Source organism: Curtobacterium sp. LFS084 (assembly GCF_047977705.1).
Lineage (GTDB): Bacteria > Actinomycetota > Actinomycetes > Actinomycetales > Microbacteriaceae > Curtobacterium.
This window is the reverse complement of the sequence record NZ_JBFPFM010000041.1, coordinates 1-18,388: the sequence shown is the minus strand read 5'-3', so window position 1 is coordinate 18,388 and position 18,388 is coordinate 1. Positions and strand designations below refer to the sequence as shown.

At 73.6% G+C, this 18,388-nt stretch carries 14 protein-coding genes; 9 read left to right on the top strand and 5 right to left on the bottom strand.

The features are described from left to right. Window positions 1-2: 2 nt before the first annotated feature. Window positions 3-734 carry a YczE/YyaS/YitT family protein gene (locus ACNQOV_RS15825; RefSeq protein ID WP_416395705.1) on the bottom strand — a complete coding sequence of 244 codons (732 nt, stop codon included), beginning with the start codon at window positions 732-734 and terminating at the stop codon, window positions 3-5. A gap of 60 nt (window positions 735-794) precedes the next feature. Here ACNQOV_RS15825 and ACNQOV_RS15820 point away from each other — a divergent pair, with 60 nt between their 5' ends. From ACNQOV_RS15820 to ACNQOV_RS15810, 3 genes are all read left to right on the top strand, one after another. Then, a complete protein-coding gene (locus ACNQOV_RS15820) occupies window positions 795-2,246 on the top strand; it encodes a PLP-dependent aminotransferase family protein (RefSeq protein WP_416395703.1) in 1,452 nt (483 codons plus the stop codon). A 107-nt stretch (window positions 2,247-2,353) separates the two neighbouring features. Beyond that, window positions 2,354-3,019, top strand: coding sequence for a DUF6518 family protein (locus ACNQOV_RS15815; RefSeq protein ID WP_416395701.1), 666 nt, complete (start codon window positions 2,354-2,356; stop codon window positions 3,017-3,019). 33 nt (window positions 3,020-3,052) lie between these two features. Continuing rightward, window positions 3,053-6,475 (top strand): efflux RND transporter permease subunit, encoded by a 3,423-nt coding sequence (locus tag ACNQOV_RS15810; RefSeq protein ID WP_416395699.1) that lies wholly within the window; start codon window positions 3,053-3,055, stop codon window positions 6,473-6,475. On the opposite strand, the gene ACNQOV_RS15805 is transcribed toward ACNQOV_RS15810, so the two are convergent. Further along, a complete protein-coding gene (locus ACNQOV_RS15805) occupies window positions 6,472-6,792 on the bottom strand; it encodes a hypothetical protein (RefSeq protein ID WP_416395697.1) in 321 nt (106 codons plus the stop codon). The two genes, ACNQOV_RS15810 and ACNQOV_RS15805, sit on opposite strands and share 4 nt — an antisense overlap. Window positions 6,793-7,031: 239 nt before the next feature. Further along, entirely contained in the window at window positions 7,032-8,165 is a 1,134-nt protein-coding gene (locus tag ACNQOV_RS15800; RefSeq protein WP_416395695.1) for an alpha/beta hydrolase, read from the bottom strand. A 187-nt stretch (window positions 8,166-8,352) separates the two neighbouring features. On the opposite strand from ACNQOV_RS15800, the gene ACNQOV_RS15795 reads away from it, so the two are divergent. Further along, on the top strand, window positions 8,353-9,207 hold the full coding sequence (locus ACNQOV_RS15795; RefSeq protein ID WP_402265042.1) for a PPK2 family polyphosphate kinase: 855 nt from the start codon (window positions 8,353-8,355) through the stop codon (window positions 9,205-9,207). Between the two features lie 269 nt (window positions 9,208-9,476). Continuing rightward, complete coding sequence (locus ACNQOV_RS15790; protein ID WP_416395692.1) at window positions 9,477-11,558, top strand: DEAD/DEAH box helicase; 2,082 nt, start codon at window positions 9,477-9,479, stop codon at window positions 11,556-11,558. 65 nt (window positions 11,559-11,623) lie between these two features. Here the strand turns inward: ACNQOV_RS15790 and ACNQOV_RS15785 are convergent, their stop codons facing one another. Then, window positions 11,624-12,133 (bottom strand): mycothiol transferase, encoded by a 510-nt coding sequence (locus tag ACNQOV_RS15785; RefSeq protein WP_416395690.1) that lies wholly within the window; start codon window positions 12,131-12,133, stop codon window positions 11,624-11,626. Window positions 12,134-12,169: 36 nt separating this feature from the next. Continuing rightward, window positions 12,170-12,736 (bottom strand): MarR family winged helix-turn-helix transcriptional regulator, encoded by a 567-nt coding sequence (locus ACNQOV_RS15780; protein WP_416395688.1) that lies wholly within the window; start codon window positions 12,734-12,736, stop codon window positions 12,170-12,172. A gap of 232 nt (window positions 12,737-12,968) precedes the next feature. Here ACNQOV_RS15780 and ACNQOV_RS15775 point away from each other — a divergent pair, with 232 nt between their 5' ends. From ACNQOV_RS15775 to ACNQOV_RS15760, 4 genes are all read left to right on the top strand, one after another. Continuing rightward, window positions 12,969-13,568, top strand: a complete 600-nt coding sequence (locus tag ACNQOV_RS15775; protein WP_022905694.1) for a hypothetical protein — start codon at window positions 12,969-12,971, stop codon at window positions 13,566-13,568. A gap of 120 nt (window positions 13,569-13,688) precedes the next feature. Beyond that, window positions 13,689-14,864 (top strand): S24/S26 family peptidase, encoded by a 1,176-nt coding sequence (locus tag ACNQOV_RS15770; RefSeq protein WP_416395686.1) that lies wholly within the window; start codon window positions 13,689-13,691, stop codon window positions 14,862-14,864. 61 nt (window positions 14,865-14,925) lie between these two features. Further along, on the top strand, window positions 14,926-16,089 hold the full coding sequence (locus tag ACNQOV_RS15765; RefSeq protein ID WP_416395684.1) for an exonuclease SbcCD subunit D: 1,164 nt from the start codon (window positions 14,926-14,928) through the stop codon (window positions 16,087-16,089). Then, a partial coding sequence (locus ACNQOV_RS15760) for an AAA family ATPase (protein ID WP_416395682.1) occupies window positions 16,089-18,388 on the top strand: 2,300 nt, incomplete at its 3' end. The genes ACNQOV_RS15765 and ACNQOV_RS15760, both read left to right, overlap by 1 nt.

The following is an 18,388-nucleotide window of genomic DNA, read 5'->3' as shown; positions in this document are numbered from 1 at the left end:
TTCTAGGCGACCTCCGAGGCGGTGGCGGGCCGCGCCTCCTGGGCCGACGCAGCGGCGGTGGGCTGCGCCTCCTGGGCCGGCGCAGCGGCGGTGGGCTGCGCCTCCTGGGCCGACGGCGCCGCACCGGTCCGTTCCGGGCTCCACGGGAACCGACGGAACAGCGGCATGAGCGGCTGCACCATCGGGCCGATCGCGAACGCCGCGATCACGGTGCCCACACCGACGTCGCCGCCGAGGAACCAGCCGACGACCACCACCGACACCTCGATGACGGTCCGCGCCACCCAGACCGGCCACCCGAGCCGCTCGTGCAGGCCGACCATCAGGCCGTCGCGCGCCCCCGTGCCGAAGCCGGCGCCGATGTAGAACGCGGTGGCGACCGCGAGGAGCGCCAGCCCCGCGGTGAACAGCAGGACCCGGCTCGCGAGGTCGGCCGGGGTCGGGACGAGCCACAGCACGAGGTCGGCACTCGGTCCGATCGCGAGGGCGTTCAGCAGCGTCCCGATGCCCGGCTTCTGGCGGAGCGGGATCCAGAACAGCAGGATCACGCCGCTCGACACCACGGTGATGACGCCGAACGACCACGGCACCACGTGCTCGAGCCCCTCGGTGAGGACCGTCCACGACGACACACCGACCACGGCGCGGACCTGCAGGGCCGTCGAGGCCCCGTAGAGGAACAGGCCGACGAAGAGCTGGACGAAGCGGAGCGTGAGGGCGGTCGAGCGGGGCATGGCTCGATCGTCTTGGAGATTGGACTGCTGGTCGAGAGCCAATTCGGCTACCGTGGATCCATGACCCCGGTCCTGCTCAGCGCTCGGTCCGCAGCGCTCCTCCTCACCGACTGGCGCGCCGGCACCGACGCCCCCGCGTACGAGGCGCTCTCCGACGCGCTGCGCGTGCTCGTCATCGACGGGCGGGTCCCGCAGGGCGTGCGGCTGCCGGCCGAGCGGGGCCTCGCCACGGCGCTGGGCGTCTCGCGGACCACGGTCGCGAACGCCTACTCCCGGCTCCGCTCCGACGGCTTCCTGGTGTCGGTCCGCGGCTCCGGCAGCGTGGTCCGGCTGCCGGCCGGGCTCATCGGTCGTCCGGACCCGGAACGGCTCGGCGGGGTGGTCGACGACGACCTGCTCGACCTCCGCAAGGCGGCGCTGCACGCCGCACCGGGACTCGCCGAGGCGGTGGAGCACGCGATGCGGCACGTGCCCGCCGCGCTCGCCGGCATCGGGTACGACACCGTGGGCGACCCCGGGCTCCGCGCGGCGATCGCGGAACGCTACGCCGAGCGGGGGCTGCCCACCGACCCCTCCCAGATCGTCGTGACCATCGGGGCGCAGCACGCCATCGCCCTGCTCGCCCGGGTGCTCGTCCGCCGCGGGGACGCGGTCGTCGTCGAGTCCCCGACCTACCCGCACGCGCACGAGGCCTTCCGCGAGGCCGGCGGACGACTCGTCGGCGTGCCGGTGGACGCGCGGACCGGCTGGGACGCCGCGGCGCTCGAGACGACCATGCGCCGCACGGCACCGGCCGTGGCCTACGTCATGCCCGAGCTCCACAACCCGACCGGCGCGACGATGTCGGCGTCGACCCGGCAGCTGCTGCTGTCCGTGGCGGCGTCGACCGGGACGACGGTCATCGCCGACGAGACCATGGGCGAGCTGCGGATCGAGGGCTCGCCGTCCCTGCCGTTGGCGGCGGCCGACCCGTCCGGTGCGTCGGTCGTGATGATCGGGTCCGCCGACAAGGTCTTCTGGGGCGGCCTGCGCATCGGCTGGATCCGGGCCGCTCCCGAGCTCCTGCAGCGCTTGCTGCTCGCCCGCCCGACGGGCGACCTCGGCACGCCCGTGCTCGACCAGCTGGTCGCGCGGGAGCTCGTCCCGCGCACGGCGGCGGTCCTGGAGGCGCGGCGCGAGTACCTGCGCCAGGGTCGCGACGACGTCGTGGGGGCGTTGCGCGCGCGGCTCCCGGAGTGGGACGTGCCGTCGCCGGCGGGCGGGTTGACGACGTGGGTCGGGCTCGGGCGACCGGTCTCGAGCGCCCTGGTGCTCGCCGCGCGGGCCGAGGGCGTCGTGCTCGCGTCCGGAGGGGTCTTCGGACCGGACGGCGGGTTCGAGCGGTTCCTGCGGGTGCCCTTCACGATGTCCCCGGCGGACCGGGTCCGGCTCGTCGAGGTGCTCGGACGGTCGTGGGCTCGGATCGGCGGCGACGCAGCCGGGGTGCGGGGATCGCTCGCCGCCGTGGTGTGACGGGTGGCCGGGTCGCCCGGCGGGTCATCCTCGGGGGTGACGCCGACCGCGCGATCTGGCCCTGCCGAGGGATGCGCCCGGCGCCACTCGGCGGGGATCCTGGTCACATGGAGACGACCATGCACGCCGGCACGACCGTCCGCACCGCCGACGCCCGGGAGCACCGGGTGCCCGCGGCCGCCCGGGTGTCGATGGCACTGACGGGTGCCCTGCTCGCCGGGGTGCTGACCTCGTTCGGGCAGGCCGTCCCGGGACTCTCGAGCGTCGCCAATTCGGCCGGACCCTGGTTCGTCGTCGCGACCGCCCTCTGCCTGCTCGCCGGGGTCCGCGCCGGCCGCGTGGCGCTGCCGCTCGCGATGCTGTTCGGCATCGTGCTCCTCGAGCTGATGCACGTCGGCTACTGGGCCACGACGAACCTGCGCGGGTACCCGGACGTGCTGTCGATCACGAACTTCTGGGTCCTGATGGGGATCCCCGCGGGGGTGCTCGCCGGTGCGGTCGCGGTGGCCGTCCGGACGCGGGACGTCCGGTGGTGCGGGCCGGCGCTCGGTGCGACCGCCGCCGTGCTCGTCGGTGAGGGTGTCCGCGCACTGCTGCAGGTCGCGGCGACCACCGGCTCGACGACCTGGGTCGTGGAGATCGTCGTCGGTGTCGCCGTGCTCGTCGTCGCGGTGCTCGCGGCCCGGACCCCGACCGGCCGGATCCTGGCGCTCGCGACCGGGGTGCTCGGGACCGTGGGGGTGCTCGGCATCTACCTGCTCCTCGGCGGCTGAGTGCGTCGCGCTCCGCCCTGCAAGGATCGGGGTGTGCACCTCCTCTCGGTCTTCAGCCTCCGCAACCGGGCGCTCATCGCGCTCGTCACCGTCGTCGTCGCGGTGTTCGGCGGCATCGCGCTCACGAGCCTCAAGCAGGAGCTCATCCCGAGCGTGCAGTTCCCCCAGGTCGCCATCGTCAGCGCCTACCCGGGCGCCACGCCCGAGGTCGTGTCGAACGACGTGTCGACGAAGATCGAGCAGGCGATCCAGGTCGTCCCGAACCTCGAGTCCACGAGTGCGACGTCGTCGACCGGGCAGAGCGTCGTCTCGGCGTCGTTCGACTACGGCTCGAACCTCGCCAGCGCCGAGGACAAGATCCAGACCGCGGTGAACGCCCTGTCGCTCCCGGACACCGTGCAGACCCAGATCGTCACCGGGTCCTTCGACGACCTGCCCGTGCTGCAGCTCGCCGTGTCCGGCACGGGCGACCAGGAACAGCTCGTCGATCGGCTGAACGCGACGGCGATCCCCGACATCGAGAAGCTCGACGGCGTCCGGCAGGCCGACGTCTTCGGCAACCCCGGTCGGCGCGTGGTGATCACGCCGGACACCGACGAACTGGCGTCCAGGGGGCTGACGACGCAGTCGATCGCCGACGCGCTCGACGACAACGGCACGCTCGTCCCCGGCGGCACGATCACGCAGGACGGCACGACGCTGTCGGTGCAGACGGGGGAGCGGATCGCGTCGCTCGACGACATCGAGGCCCTGCCGCTGACCGCGTCGTCGAGCAGCGGGAGCAGTGGGTCCACGGCCTCGGCGACCGGTGCGAGCGGTACCGGTGCGACCGGCGCCGGCGCGACCGGCGCGACCGGTTCGACGGGCGCGCCGGGATCGACCGGCGGGACCAGCGGGACCAGCGCGACCAGCGCGACCGGAGGGACGGCGGCGAGCGGCGCGACGGGCGCGAGCAGCGCCTCCGGGACCACCGCCTCGGGCACGACCGCCGCGACCACGCCGACCACCATCGGCGACGTCGCGAAGGTCGCGATCGAGGAGTCCCCGCGCACCTCGATCAGCCGCGTCGACGGCGAGACGGCCGTGACGATCGCCATCACGAAGACGCAGGAGGCCAACACCGTCGACGTCTCGGAGACGGTCCGCGACGCCCTGCCCGGCATCGAGGCGAAGGTCGCCGGCGACCCCCGGTTCACCGTGGTGTTCGACCAGGCGCCGTACATCCAGCAGTCGATCGACTCCCTCGCCGAGGAGGGACTGCTCGGCCTCGGCTTCGCCGTCGTCGTGATCCTGCTGTTCCTGCTGTCGGTCCGGTCGACGATCGTCACCGCGATCTCGATCCCGACGTCCGTGCTCCTCGCTGCGATCGGCATGCGGGCCACGGGCTACACGCTGAACGTCATCACCCTCGCCGCGCTCACGATCGCGATCGGACGTGTCGTGGACGACTCGATCGTGGTCATCGAGAACATCAAGCGGCACCTGCAGCCCGGCGTGGACCGGACCCGGGCGGTCCTCGACGCCGTCCGCGAGGTGGCCGGAGCCGTCACCGCCTCGACCCTCACCACCGTGGCGGTCTTCCTGCCGGTGGCGTTCGTCGCGGAACTCGTCGGCGAGCTCTTCCGGCCCTTCGCGCTCACCGTGACGATGGCGCTCGTCGCGTCGCTGCTGGTGTCGCTGACCATCGTCCCGGTGCTCGCGTACTGGTTCCTCCGGACGCCGAAGACCCACCGGCACGCCGGAGGGTCCGCGGAGTCGGTGGACACCGCGGCGCCCGAGGCTCCCGCGGGCTCCGCGGGGTCCGGTGCTCGCACCTCCGCCGCGACGGACTCGCTGTCGTCCGCCGCTGACCTGCACGACGCCGGGACCTCCGACCGACTCCGGCGCGCGTACCAGCCGGTGCTGCGCTGGGCCGTCGGCCGACCGGCGCTCGTGGTGGTGCTGGCGGTCCTCGTCCTCGGCGGCACCGGGGCGGCGGTGCCGTTCGTCAAGACGAACTACCTCGGCGACTCCGGGCAGAACACGTTCACGGTCACGCAGGACCTCGAGCCGGGGACGAGCCTCGACGAGCAGTCCGACGCGGCGCGCAAGGTCGAGCGTGTCCTCCGCGGCGTCGACGGCGTCCAGACCGTGCAGACCACCATCGGGACGAGCGGGCAGTCGATCCAGGCGGCGTTCGGTGGCGGGGCCTCGGCGTCCGTGCAGTACAACGTCACGACCGACGCCGGCGACGACCAGACCACCATCCAGTCCACCGCACGCGACCGCATCGACCGGATCGACGGGGTCGGCGAGGTGAGCCTGTCGACCTCCGGCGGCGGCTTCGGCGGCTCGAGCGACATCGAGGTCGACGTCACCGCGCCGACCCAGGCCGAGCTCCGGACGGCCGCGGCGTCGGTGCTGCGCGAGATGCGGAAGGTCGATGCCACGACCGGTGCGACGAGCAACCTCGCCGCGTCCGAGCCGTACCTCGCCGTCCGGGTCGACCGGAAGGCGGCGGCCGAACGCGGGCTGACCGAGACGCAGGTCGGCGGGATCGTCGCGGCGGCCGTCTCTCCCCGTGACACCGGCACGATCGAGATCGACGACGCGACCCTCGACGTCTACATCGCCGACCCCGCGCCGCCGACGACCGCCGCGGCACTGCGGTCGCTGTCGGTCCCGACCTCGACGGGATCGGTGCCGCTGTCCGACCTCGCGACGGTCGAACGCGCGGAGGGGCCGACCTCGATCACGACCTCGAACGCGGTCCGCACCGCGACCATCACGGTCACGCCCGACTCGACGAACCTCGGCGCCGCGGTGCAGAACGTGACGGCGGCCGTCGACGCGCTCGACCTGCCGCGTGGTGCCTCGGCGGAGATCGGCGGCGTCGCGTCGAGCCAGTCGTCGGCGTTCAGCCAGCTCCTGCTCGCGATGCTCGTCGCGATCCTGATCGTCTACGTGATCATGGTCGCCACGTTCCGGAGCCTCCGACAGCCCCTGCTGCTGCTCGTGTCCGTGCCGTTCGCGGCGACCGGTGCGGTGCTCCTGCAGATCGCCACGGGGATCCCGCTCGGGGTCGCGTCGCTCATCGGGCTGCTCATGCTCGTCGGCATCGTGGTGACGAACGCCATCGTGCTCATCGACCTCGTCAACCAGTACCGACGCCGAGGGCTCCGGGTGCACGACGCCCTGATCGAGGGTGCGACGAGGCGACTCCGTCCGATCCTGATGACCGCGCTCGCGACGATCTTCGCGCTGCTGCCGATGGCCATCGGACTCACGGGGAAGTCCGGGTTCATCTCGCAGCCGCTCGCGCTCGTCGTGATCGGCGGGCTCGTGTCGTCGACACTGCTGACCCTCGTGGTGCTGCCGTCGCTGTACGCGCTCGTCGAGGGCTTCTTCGAGAAGCGGGCCGACCGGCGGGCGGCGCGGCTCGACCGGGACGCGTCCGGCGAGGGGTCCGCGGGTTAGCGGCGGTACTCGGCGTCGATCGCCGAGAGCGGGTGCGCCGGTGCCGCCGGGGCGACGGGACGCGTCGCCGCGGGTGCCTCCTCGCGCTCGACCGCTCGGAACCACGACACGAGCACGCAGGTCAGCGTCACGAGGAAGACCACGCCGGCGCCCTGCGACAGCACGGTCATCCGGCCGGTGACGGCCGCGTACCCGCCGAAGGCGACGGCGGCGGTGAACGACAGGCCGAGCAGGAGCTCGGCGAACGTCTGCAGCGAGGAGTGCCGCTCCCAACGGGAGGCGGTGGCGTGCGCAGAGCGGGTCGAGGTGTCGGTCACCCCCGAAGTCTGCGCGCCGTGGGCGTCGGGCGGCAGTCCCGACTCCGGGTGCCACCCGGCCGGGGCACGTCGCCGGCGCCGGTGCCCGTGCCGCCACCCGTGCCGGTGCCGCCGCCCGTGCCGAGTCTCGGCTCCGCGGACAGTTCCGCGCCGCCGGCGCCCGAGGAACGTCCGCCGAGCCGAGACTCGGGGGCGCGTGCGTGCACGCGTGCGTGCGTGTCCGCGTCCGCGTCCGCGCCTCAGTCCAGGCGCGCGTGCAGGAAGGCGACGACGCGTTTGCTCATCGCCTCGTCGAGCTGCGCGATCGAGTGCGCCGACCCTTCGACCGCGACGAACGTCACCGGGACGTCGTGCCGACGGAGCGTCGCGGCGAACTCCTGCGACTCCCACAGCGGGATGAACTCGTCGGTCGAGTGGCCGATGAAGAACGGCGCCGTGTCCGAGGTGACGTGGTACTCCGGCGACGCCCGGGTCGCGGCGGGGCAGTCCGTGTAGGTCCGGCAGCCGAGGTACAGCAGCTGCTTCCGCTGGAACGACGCCGAGACGCCGTCCGCCTCGGTCGAGCGGGACGTCAGGTTCGTGGGGCCGCTCAGGTCGACGACGGCACGGATCCGGTCGCCCTGCGCGTACGCCGTGGAGTCGTGGTCCGTCACCGCCAGCATCGCCGCGAGGTTCCCACCCGCGCTGCCCCCGAACACCCCGACCCGCTTCCGGTCGACGTCGTACGTGGACAGCGTCGACGGCCGGAACACCCAGTCGAGCGCTCGTCGGACGTCGTCGAGCCCGGCCGGGAACGGGTCCGTCGGGGCGAGCCGGTAGTCCACGTTGAACGTGACGAAGCCCTCGGACGCCAGGTACTCGCAGACGGACCGGTAGGCGGCGGTCGCCTTGTCGCCGTGCGACCAGCTCCCACCGTGGATCATCATGACGGCGGGCCGCGTGCCCCCGGGCGCCTGCTCGGCGACCCCGCCCACCGCGTCGACCGCGACGGTGTCTCCGGCGTCCGCATCGCCCGCGCCGGTGTCTCGGGCCTGCGCATCGACCGCGACGGCGTCTCCGGCCCGCAGGCCGACCGCGTCCGCATCCGGGTCTGCCGAGGCCGAGGCCGACGCGGCCGGGGTCGGCGTCGTCGTGGTGTCCGGCGCGCTGTCCGCAGGCAGGCACACGTCGAGCCGTTGCAACGGGTCCGATCCGTACGGCACGTCCGCGACGACGTCGATGCCGTGGTACCGGAGCGACAGCGGGTAGATGACGGGTCCGGCGGTCACCGTCCGGTTGTCGTCCCCGACCGGGTCCGTGCTGCACGACGCGACCGCGCCGAGCGCCACGACCGCGGCGACGAGCGCGAGCAGCGTGCGACGGCCTGACCTCATCAGGTCAACGGTAACCCGGCCGCCACGGGCCGTCGTCCACCCAGGGAACGACCCCGCACCACCGACAGCCCCGCCCCACCGACGCCCCCGCCCCCGACGACCCCGCATCACCGACGACCCCGCCCCGGCCACGCCGGACGAACCCGCCCGTCGGTGCCAGGATGGGGTCGACCCCGCAGGAGGACCCGTGAGTCGTCGCAAGGCCTGGAACGCCGACCCCGAACCGCTGCTCCGCGTCGAGGACGGGTTCCGCCTCGACCGGGTGGACCCGGAAGCCACCCCGGGGTTCCCCGGCCGGAAGATCGACGGCCTCGAGGCACTCGCCGCCGGCGCCTCCCGCCTGTCCGCACTGCAGGAGCGCCTCTGGGCCGCGTCCACCGCGGGCGACCAGCGCCGCGTGCTCCTCGTGCTCCAGGCCATGGACACCGCGGGCAAGGGCGGCATCGTCTCGCACGTCGTCGGCGCGGTGGACCCGAACGGCGTGCACTACGCCGGGTTCAAGGCGCCCACCGCCGAGGAGCGCGACCACGACTTCCTCTGGCGCATCGAACGACAGCTCCCGGGTGCCGGCCAGCTCGGGGTCTTCGACCGGTCCCACTACGAGGACGTCCTCATCCAGAAGGTCCGGGCGTTCGCTCCGCCCGAGGAGATCGAGCGCCGGTACGGGGCCATCGTCGACTTCGAGGACGAGCTCGCCGCGTCCGGCACGAGCCTCGTCAAGGTCATGCTCCACATCTCGAAGGACGAGCAGCGCGAGCGCCTCGGTGAGCGGCTCGACCGCCCCGACAAGCACTGGAAGTTCAACCCGGGCGACATCGACGAGCGACTCCTGTGGGACGACTACCAGGCCGCCTACCAGACGGTGTTCGAGCGCACCTCGACCGCGACGAACCCCTGGTACGTCGTCCCCGCGAACCGCAAGTGGTACGCGCGGCTCGCCGTGCAGCAGCTCCTGCTCCGCACGCTCGAGGACATGCAGCTCACCTGGCCCGCAGCGGACTTCGACGTGGCCGAGCAACGGCAGCGGCTCGCCGAGTCCTGACCCGGGGTCCGTCCAGGAGGCACGGGTCGCCCTCGCCCCGCGGCCCCGGCCCGGCGGTGGGCTGGCCAGCGACGCGTCCATCGCGTAGACTCACTCGGTCGGCCTTCGACACCGTGACATTGTGATCACGGAGTGTTCTTCTGGGTGTGTGTTGCTCGAGGGCTGGATTCACGTCGATCCGCGACGGGAAGAACCCCCTCTCCGCACGCAAGCCCCCGCCGATGTCGCTGCCGGGCGCTGCGGTACGTTGCGCACCCGAGGAAGTAGTCATGGCCCCGTACAACAAGGGCGGCGCGGACAACCGCGCCTCCGACCGTGTCCGTCACCCGAACGGCACCCCTGCCGCTCGCAGCAGCAAGCACCGCGGGTTCCGCGCCGCCGACCCGTCGGCTCCGCGGCAGAAGCAGCGCTGGGACGCCGAAGAGCGTCGCGGCCGTGCGGCACAGGGCGAGCGCCCGAGCCGGCCGAACTGGGAGCCGCGCGACGGTGGCCAGGGCCGCCCGCAGCGCGACGACCGCGGTGGCCGTCGCTTCGACCGCGACGACCGTGCCCCGCGTCGGTTCGACCGCGACGACCGCGCGCCGCGCCGCGACCAGGACGACCGTCCGCGTCGTTCGTTCGACCGCGACGACCGCGCTCCCCGTCGCTTCGACCGCGACGAGCGCGCACCTCGTCGCGACGACGACCGTGCCCCGCGTCGGTCCGACCGCGACGACCGTGCCCCGCGCCGGTTCGACCGTGACGACCGTGCCCCGCGTCGCTTCGACCGCGATGACCGCGCCCCCCGTCGCGACGACGACCGAGCGCCTCGTCGGTTCGACCGTGACGACCGTGCTCCGCGCCGCGACCAGGACGACCGTCCGCGTCGTTCGTTCGACCGCGACGACCGCGCCCCGCGTCGGTTCGACCGTGACGACCGGGCTCCCCGTCGCGACGACGACCGCGCCCCGCGTCGGTTCGACCGTGACGACCGTGCCCCGCGTCGGTTCGACCGTGACGACCGTGCCCCGCGTCGGTTCGACCGTGACGACCGCGCACCCCGTCGCGACGACGACCGTCCGCGTCGTTCGTTCGACCGCGACGACAGCGCCCGTGGGCACTTCGTCCCCGCGGACGACGTCAAGCTCGAGAAGCTCCAGGCCGAGGCCACCGTCGCGGCCGACGTCGAGGGCGTGACCTTCGGCGACCTCGGCATCGGCGGCAACATCACCCGTGCCCTGGCCGAGCTCGGCGCCTCCAGCCCGTTCCCGATCCAGGCGGCGACCATCCCCGACGTGATCGCCGGCAAGGACGTCCTCGGCCGAGGCCGCACCGGCTCCGGCAAGACGATCGCGTTCGGTGCACCCCTCGTCGAGAAGCTCATGGAGCACGGTGGCGGCACGAAGCGGAAGATGGGTCGCGCTCCGCGTGCGCTCATCCTCGCGCCGACCCGCGAGCTCGCGCTGCAGATCGACCGCACCGTGCAGCCGATCGCCCGCTCGGTCGGCCTCTTCACGACGCAGATCTACGGCGGCGTGCCGTACGGCCGTCAGGAGGGCGCCCTCGAGCGCGGCGTCGACATCATCGTCGGCACCCCCGGCCGCGTCCAGGACCTCATGAACAAGGGGAAGCTCGACCTCAGCGAGGTCGTCATCTCCGTGCTCGACGAGGCCGACCACATGTGCGACCTCGGCTTCCTCGAGCCGGTGCAGGAGATCCTCTCCGCCACCGCCGAGGTCACGCCCCAGGGCAACCGTGCGCAGAAGCTCCTGTTCAGTGCGACGCTCGACGCCCAGGTCGCGTCGCTCGTCGCCCAGTTCCTGCGCGAGCCGAGCGTCCACGAGGTCGCCGGTGAGGACCAGGCATCGTCGACGATCGACCACCGCGTGCTCGTGGTCGAGCAGCGCCAGAAGGACCAGCTGCTCGAGGAGCTCGTCGCGGGTGACGGCAAGACCATCGTCTTCGCCCGGACCCGTGCCTACGCCGAGCGGCTCGCCGACCAGTTCGAGGACGCCGGCATCCGCGCGACCTCGCTCCACGGCGACCTGAACCAGTCGCGGCGCCAGCGCAACCTGCAGCTGCTGACGAGTGGTCGCGTGAACGTCCTCGTCGCGACCGACGTCGCGGCCCGTGGCATCCACGTGGACGACGTCTCGCTGGTCGTGCAGGCCGACGCCCCGGACGACTACAAGGCGTACATGCACCGCTCGGGCCGCACGGGTCGTGCCGGCAAGGAGGGCACCGTCGTCACGATCGTCCCGCGCAGCCGTCGCCGCAAGATCGAGGGCATCCTCGAGCATGCGGAGATCGAGGCGGACCTCGTCGACGCCGCACCCGGTGACGGGATCGTCGCGGAGCTCGCCGCGCGGTAGTCGCGAGCGGACGCACGACGGGAGGCACGGTGCCGGCTGGCACCGTGCCTCCCGTCGCGACCGCGTCAGCGGTTGAAGAAGAGCAACCCGCGCACGTACCCGGCCTGTCCGGCGTGCTGCGTGCAGTCGTCGAGGATGCTGACGAGTCGCGCGCCCCGCGTGACCGGCGGGTCCCACGCGTCGTCGACCACCGGGTCGAAGTCGTCCGGGTCGAGCGTGCGGACGTAGGCGGCCGTGCGCTCGTGCACCGCGCGGAGGTAGCCGACCAGCAGGTCCGCCGAGGCGCGGACGCGTCCGACGTCGTCGCGCGACATGCCGTAGCCGAGCGCCTCGGCGGGGAAGGGCAGGCCGAAGCGGTCCACCCAGCCGTCCGCGGTCCACACCTGCTCGGTGCCCGCGAGGTCCGCGACCTGGGCGTCCTGCCCGCGCGCGATGTGCCACGCGAGCCAGGCGAGGGTGTTCGCGCCCGCCGCCGGACGTGCGGCCAACTGGTCCTCCGACAGGCCGCCGACGGCCCGCTCGACGGTCGCCGGCACGCGCGAGAACGCTTCGATGAGGAGTTCTGAGGGGGTCATGCCGGCCACGCTACGCGCGGCGACCGACCCCGTTCGTCACGGGGTGATGCCGGCGACGGTCGCCGCCACGGACACGCTCCGCGAGTGGTGTTCGAGCGCCGTGCCGAGCCGGTCGAAGGCGTCGGCGAGCCGCCGACGGTCGCCGGGGGCGATGACGTCGCGGAAGGCGGCCGTGTAGACGCTGCCGATCTCGCTGGCGACCTCGGAGCCGGAGGCGGTGAGGTGCACGAGGATGCTGCGCCGGTCGGCGGGGTTCGGCCGACGTTCGATGTGCCCGCGCTGCTCGAGCCGGTCGATCAGGCTCGTCATGGCGCCCGTGGAGAGCTCGAGGTACTCGCCGGCCTGCTTGGGGGTGACGCCCTCGCCGTCGGCCGAGGCGAGGAAGAACACGAACCGGGAATCCGTCGCGTTGAGGCCTCGGGTGGCGCTCTCGTGGTGCAGGACCCGTGCGTGCTGGGTCTGCAGCATCCGGAACGCGGTCATGAGCGCCGCGAGGTCCCCGCGCGGGTCGCCCTCGGGGACGCCGATCGTCGGCGACACGGGTGCAGGGGGGAGCTGCGCGGTGTGCAGGCGCTGCGCGAGCGCGGGGACGGTGTCCGTCATCGGGCGGCTCTTCTCGGGTGGTGATCGTCGTGGCGATCGGTGGGACGACTGGGGTACGACGCCGTGATGCTCATTGAACAAGTATCTCAGTGATTGAACTACCCCCAACTGTGGGGGTGTAGCTTCCATTGTGAGTCACACGGCGACCAAGTAGCTTGATCGTCGTACGAACCACCGTGCCGGAGCGACCAACCACCGCGGACCCGGCACACCATGGATCAGGAGCTCCGTCATGTCCCGTGTCACCCCTCGCGCCGCTCGTCTCGCCGCCTGGATCGCCGTCCCCGCCGCTCTCGTGGCCTCGGGTGTCGTCGTCTCGACCGCGTCCTACTCGGCGTTCTCCGCCACCACGGTCAACCCCACCAGCAACTGGAGCGCCGGCACCGTCGCCCTCACCGACGACGACAACAACACCGCGCTCTTCACCGCGACCGGTCTGAAGCCCGGTTCGACGGGGACGAACTGCATCACGGTCACCTCGACGGGCACGCTGCCCTCGACGGTGAAGCTGTACGGCACGAACCCGGCGACGACCAACGCCCTCGCGACGAACATCAACCTCACCGTCGAGCAGGGCACGGGCGGCGGCTTCGGCTCCTGCACGGGCTTCACCCCCGCGTCGACCAGCGGCACGCTCTACAGCGGCACCGTCGGGGGCTTCGGCTCGGCCTCGACGAACTTCGCCTCGGGCGTCGGCACCTGGGCGCCGACCGGCAGCGGCTCGGAGTCGCGCGTCTTCCGCTTCACCTACACCGTGTCGAGCACCGCGCCGAACACCGTGCAGGGCGGCACCGCGGCCCTCGGCTTCACCTGGGAGGCCCAGAACAGCTGAGCGGGCCGAGCGGGAGCGTCGTGAGCGCTCCCGCCGCCGCCCAGCGTGACGGCCGGGACCGGGCCCGATGCGGCCCCGTCCGTCACCGCCCGATCAACGCGCCCCCGGTCGAAGGCAGTCATGGTCAGCATCGAAGTGCACGGTGGACCCGCACCGCACGACGCGCTCCGCGACGCCGTCGACTGGGGGCGCGTCGTCGTCGCCACGATCGCCCGCGGCGTCGTCGCGACGGTGCTCGGGCTCGCGCTCTGGGCCGCCGCGCCCGCCGTCATCGGCTGGCAGCCGACGACCGTGGTGACCGGCTCGATGGAACCGCGGCTTGTCCCCGGGGACGTCGTGGTCTCCCGCCCCGTGGCGCCCGCCGAGCTCCGGGCGGGCAGGGTCCTGCTCGCCGACGACCCCGACCAGCCCGGCCACCTGCGCATGCACCGCTACGTCGACGACGGCCCGGACGGCACGATCGTCACCAAGGGCGACGCCAACCCGCAGCAGGACTCGACACCCGTCGAGCGGTCGGCGGTGCACGGGGTCGCCTTCCTGCGGGTCCCCGTCGTCGGCACCCCGATCCTCTGGCTCCGCGAGGGCGCGTGGGGCAGGGTCGGGATCCTCTCGATCGGCCTCGTCGCGCTGCTCGCGCTCTGCACCGTCGACGGATCGCTGCGCCGCCTGGTCGACACCGACCCCGCGGACGGTCCGTCCGACGACGACCCGCCCACGGGACCGGACGACGCCGACGGCACCGCCACCGGCCCTCGGACCGGCAGGGACGACGGCCAGGAGGCGCGGCGCACCCCCGCCAGACACCGTGCGCCCGACCCGTCCACCGTCGCATCGCGCCGCACCGTCCGTCGGACCGCCCGTCGCATGCGTCGCACCCGCCGGCTCGGCGGCGCAGCAGCCGTGCTCGTCCTCGCCGGCGGTGCCGGGGTGCTGCTGCCCGCGGAGGCCGTCGCGGGACCGTGGACGCGGACCACCGCCACGGCGTCCTCGTTCGGTGCCCTGACGGTGCCGCAGGCCACCGGCCTCGGCTGCACCGCCAACGGCGACGGAACGGTGAACATCGGCTTCACCTACCCGGGGCCCGCGGCGACCTCGTTCTCGGTGCTCAGCGGGACGACCGTCCTCGCCACCGGGACGACCTCACCCGTGCGGGTCACCGGCTCCGGTCTCCTCAACCTGGGACAGGTGTACACCGTCGTCGTGCGCGTGGACTTCCTCGGCAACTGGACGTCGACGAGCACCTCGACCGCCAGGATCCAGACCGCCCTCGTCGGCACGAGCCTCAGCTGCGCCTGAGTTCTCCACAGGCCGCCGCGAGGCACCCGGCGATGTCCCCGGCCGGCGCTACCGTGACCGCATGCGCATCCTGCACACCGGCGACTGGCACCTCGGCCGCACACTGCTGGGTGCCGACCTGCTCGCGCACCAGTCGGCCTTCCTCGACTGGCTCGTCGAACAGGTGCGCGCCCGCGCGGTCGACCTCGTCGTCGTCGCCGGGGACGTCTACGACCGTGCCGTCCCGCCGGTCGACGCCGTCCGGATGCTGTCACGGGTGCTCGAACGGCTGGCCGAGACCACCACGGTCGTGGTCACGCCGGGCAACCACGACTCCGCCGCCCGGCTCGGCTTCGGCGCCGGCGTGATGGACGCGCGGGTCCGGATCCTCGCCGAACCCGCCGGCATCGCCACGCCCGTCCTCGTCGACGACGCCCACGGTCCCGTCGCCGTCTACGGCATCCCCTACCTGCACCCCGACCTGACGCGGTACGCCCTCGCCGCGGTCCCCGACGAACCACTCGCCCGCTCCCACCAGGCCGTGGTCGGTGCCGCGATGGACCGTGTCCGTGCCGACCTCGCCGGACGCCCGGGCACGCGCAGCGTCGTCGTCGCACACGCGTTCGTCGGTGGGACCGAACCGAGCGACAGCGAGCAGGACATCCGCGTCGGCGGTGTAGACCGGGTGGCGCGCTCCGTGTTCGACGGCATCGACTACGTCGCGCTCGGGCACCTGCACGGTCCGCAGCGGGTCGGTGACGACGACCGCCTCCGCTACGCCGGCTCGCCCCTCGCGTTCTCGTTCGGTGAGCGGCACCAGCGGAAGTCCGTCACCGTGGTCGACCTCGACGACGCGGGTCGGGTGACGGCCGAGCTCGTGCCGACGCCGGTGCCGCGCCGCCTGGTCGACGTCCGCGCCACGATCGACGAGATCGAGTCCGGGGCGCACCAGGCCGCCACGGACGCCTGGGTCCGGGTCGCCGTCACGGACACCGTGCACCCCGAGCGCATGTACGCGCGGGTGAAGGACCGCTTCCCGTTCGCACTCGCCGTCACGCACGAACCCACCGACCGCGGTGAGCGCGCCGCCGCACGCGCGGTCACGGAGACCTCCGACCCGGTCGAGGTCGCGGCGGACTTCGTGTCGTTCGCGACCGGCACCACCCCCGACGACGCCGACCGTGCGATCCTCACCGAGGCGTACGAGGCCGCCGCCGCGGCACTCCAGCGCGAGGGGGACCGCTGATGTACCTGCACCGACTCGACCTCCGCGCGATCGGTCCCTACCCCGACCTCGTGTCGATCGACTTCGCGGCGCTCGCCGCCTCGGGGGTGTTCCTGCTCGAGGGGCCGACCGGTTCCGGCAAGTCGACGATCATCGACGCCGTGGTGTTCGCCCTGTACGGCGGACTCGCCGGTGCCGAGGCGAGCGACGACCGGTTGCACAGCCAGCACGCCGACCCCGCGGTCGAGCCGTTCGTCGAGCTCGTGTTCGAGACCGGTGCCGGGGTGTACCGCCTCCGACGCACACCGCAGTACCACCGCCCGAAGCAGCGGGGGACGGGCACTGTCAAGCAGCAGGCGTCCGCGCAGCTGTTCCGGCTCGCCGGTCCCGGTGACGCGATCGGTGAGCCGATGTCCTCGCGCATCCCCGAGATCGCGATCGAGGTCGCGCGGATCGTCGGACTCGACAAGGCCCAGTTCCTGCAGACCGTCGTCCTGCCGCAGGGCGAGTTCGCCCGGTTCCTGCGGTCGCCCGGCGAAGAGCGCCGGAAGCTGCTGCAGTCGCTGTTCGGCACCGAGGTCTACGACCGGACGGCCGACGAGCTCGCTGCCCGGCGCCGCGCCGTCCTCGCCGAGGTCGAGGGTGCCGACGCCGCCGTCCGCGACGCGCTCGCCCGGTTCGCCCAGGCGGCGGGCGCCGACGACCCGGACGAGGCCGCCGTGCCCGAGACCGTCGCCGCACTCCGTGCCACGGCCGACGCTGCCGAGTCCGAGCGCGCCGACGCGACGCGTGCCGCTGCGGCGGCGGCCGCGCACGAGCAGTCGGTCACGGGCCGCGCCGCCGCGGCCGAGCGACGGACCGCCCTGCTCGCACGTCGTGCCGAACTCGATGCTGGTGCCGACGCCGTCGCGGCCGCCCGGACCCGAGTGGCGTCCAGCGAACGTGCCGGCCGGGTCGCGGTCGTCGCCGACGGCCTCGACGCCGCTCGGGCGCGGGCGGACCGTGCCCGCGCGTCGACGGACGCCCTCCGTTCCCAGCACGGTCTGACCGCCGACCACGACGCACTCACACGACGGCGGACCGCCGTGACGGACTGTATCGCCGCGGTCCGGCACCGCGTCGACCTCGAAGCCGCCGTCCCGGGCCGGCGTCGCTCGATAGCGGACGCCGTCGCCCGCGGGGCCCTCCTGGCCGAGCGGCTCGTCGAACTCGACGCCACGCTCGACGCTCGCCCAGCCGAGCGCGCCCGGATCGTCGAGGACGCCCGTGCCGCTGCCGCCCTGGCCGCCGGGTCCGAGGCGGCGCGGCTCGAGGTGGACCGCGTCCGCGTGCTCCGGGCCGAACTCGTCGCACGGGCCGGGTCCGAGCGACGGGTGCACGGCGCCGAACAGGCCGTCGCCGCGGCGCGCACCACCGCCCACGAACTCGTCCGGGCCGAGCAGCACCTGCGGGAGCGCCGCATCGCCGGTCTCGCGGGGGAACTCGGTGCCGCGCTCCAGCCGGGTGACCCGTGTCCCGTCTGCGGCGCGACCGAACACCCCGTCGTCGCCACCCCACAGGACGACCACCCCACCGCCGACGCGATCGAGGCCGCCGCCGAGCGTGCCCGTCGGGCGGAGCGGTCGCTCGCCGACGCAGCGACGACCCTCGCGCTCGAGCGGGCCGAGCTCGATCGGCTCACCGATGCGCTCGGCGACACCGACGACGAGACCGTCGACGCCCTCGCCGCGGCGGCCGACGCTGCCGTGGCCGCTGCGCACGCCGCCGCCGTCCGCGTGCGCGAGCTCGAACAGCAGCGCGCGACGCACGACGACACCACGCGCAGCCTCGAACGGCAGCGGAACGACGTCGACGCCGAACGGGCCGTGCTCGCCGCCGCGGTGACGTCCGACACCGAACGCCTCGACCAGGACACTGCCGCGGTGGCGCTCGCCGTCGATCGGGTCACCGAGCACCTCGGCGCCGCTCCGGAGACGCTCGGCCGCGGGGTCGAGGCCCTCGACGCGTTCGTCAGGCGTCTGGACGCGGTGATCGAGGCCGACGTCCGGGCGGCCTCGGCGGCGGCCGACGTCGACGAACGTGCGGCCGAGGTCGACCGGGTGCTCAGCGCCCAGGGATTCGACGACGTCGCCTCCGCCCGTGCCGACGTGCTCGACCAGGCAACGGTCGGGGCACTCCGGGCCGAGGTCGCCCGCGCCGACCAGGCCCGTGCGGACGTCGACGCCGGGCTCGCCGACCCGGCCGTGGTCGCCGCGGCGGACGACGACCCGCAGACGCTCGACCTCGACGGCGCCCGCGCGGCGCGGGACGCCACCGCAGC

Bases quoted from the DNA above. Each gene is read 5' to 3' on its own strand.
- ACNQOV_RS15825 (WP_416395705.1), bottom strand. From the start codon at position 734: ATGCCCCGCTCGACCGCCCTCACGCTCCGCTTCGTCCAGCTCTTCGTC.
- ACNQOV_RS15780 (WP_416395688.1), bottom strand. From the start codon at position 12,736: ATGACGGACACCGTCCCCGCGCTCGCGCAGCGCCTGCACACCGCGCAG.
- ACNQOV_RS15800 (WP_416395695.1), bottom strand. From the start codon at position 8,165: ATGAGGTCAGGCCGTCGCACGCTGCTCGCGCTCGTCGCCGCGGTCGTG.
- ACNQOV_RS15820 (WP_416395703.1), top strand. From the start codon at position 795: ATGACCCCGGTCCTGCTCAGCGCTCGGTCCGCAGCGCTCCTCCTCACC.
- ACNQOV_RS15815 (WP_416395701.1), top strand. From the start codon at position 2,354: ATGGAGACGACCATGCACGCCGGCACGACCGTCCGCACCGCCGACGCC.
- ACNQOV_RS15790 (WP_416395692.1), top strand. From the start codon at position 9,477: ATGGCCCCGTACAACAAGGGCGGCGCGGACAACCGCGCCTCCGACCGT.
- ACNQOV_RS15765 (WP_416395684.1), top strand. From the start codon at position 14,926: ATGCGCATCCTGCACACCGGCGACTGGCACCTCGGCCGCACACTGCTG.
- ACNQOV_RS15775 (WP_022905694.1), top strand. From the start codon at position 12,969: ATGTCCCGTGTCACCCCTCGCGCCGCTCGTCTCGCCGCCTGGATCGCC.
- ACNQOV_RS15785 (WP_416395690.1), bottom strand. From the start codon at position 12,133: ATGACCCCCTCAGAACTCCTCATCGAAGCGTTCTCGCGCGTGCCGGCG.
- ACNQOV_RS15770 (WP_416395686.1), top strand. From the start codon at position 13,689: ATGGTCAGCATCGAAGTGCACGGTGGACCCGCACCGCACGACGCGCTC.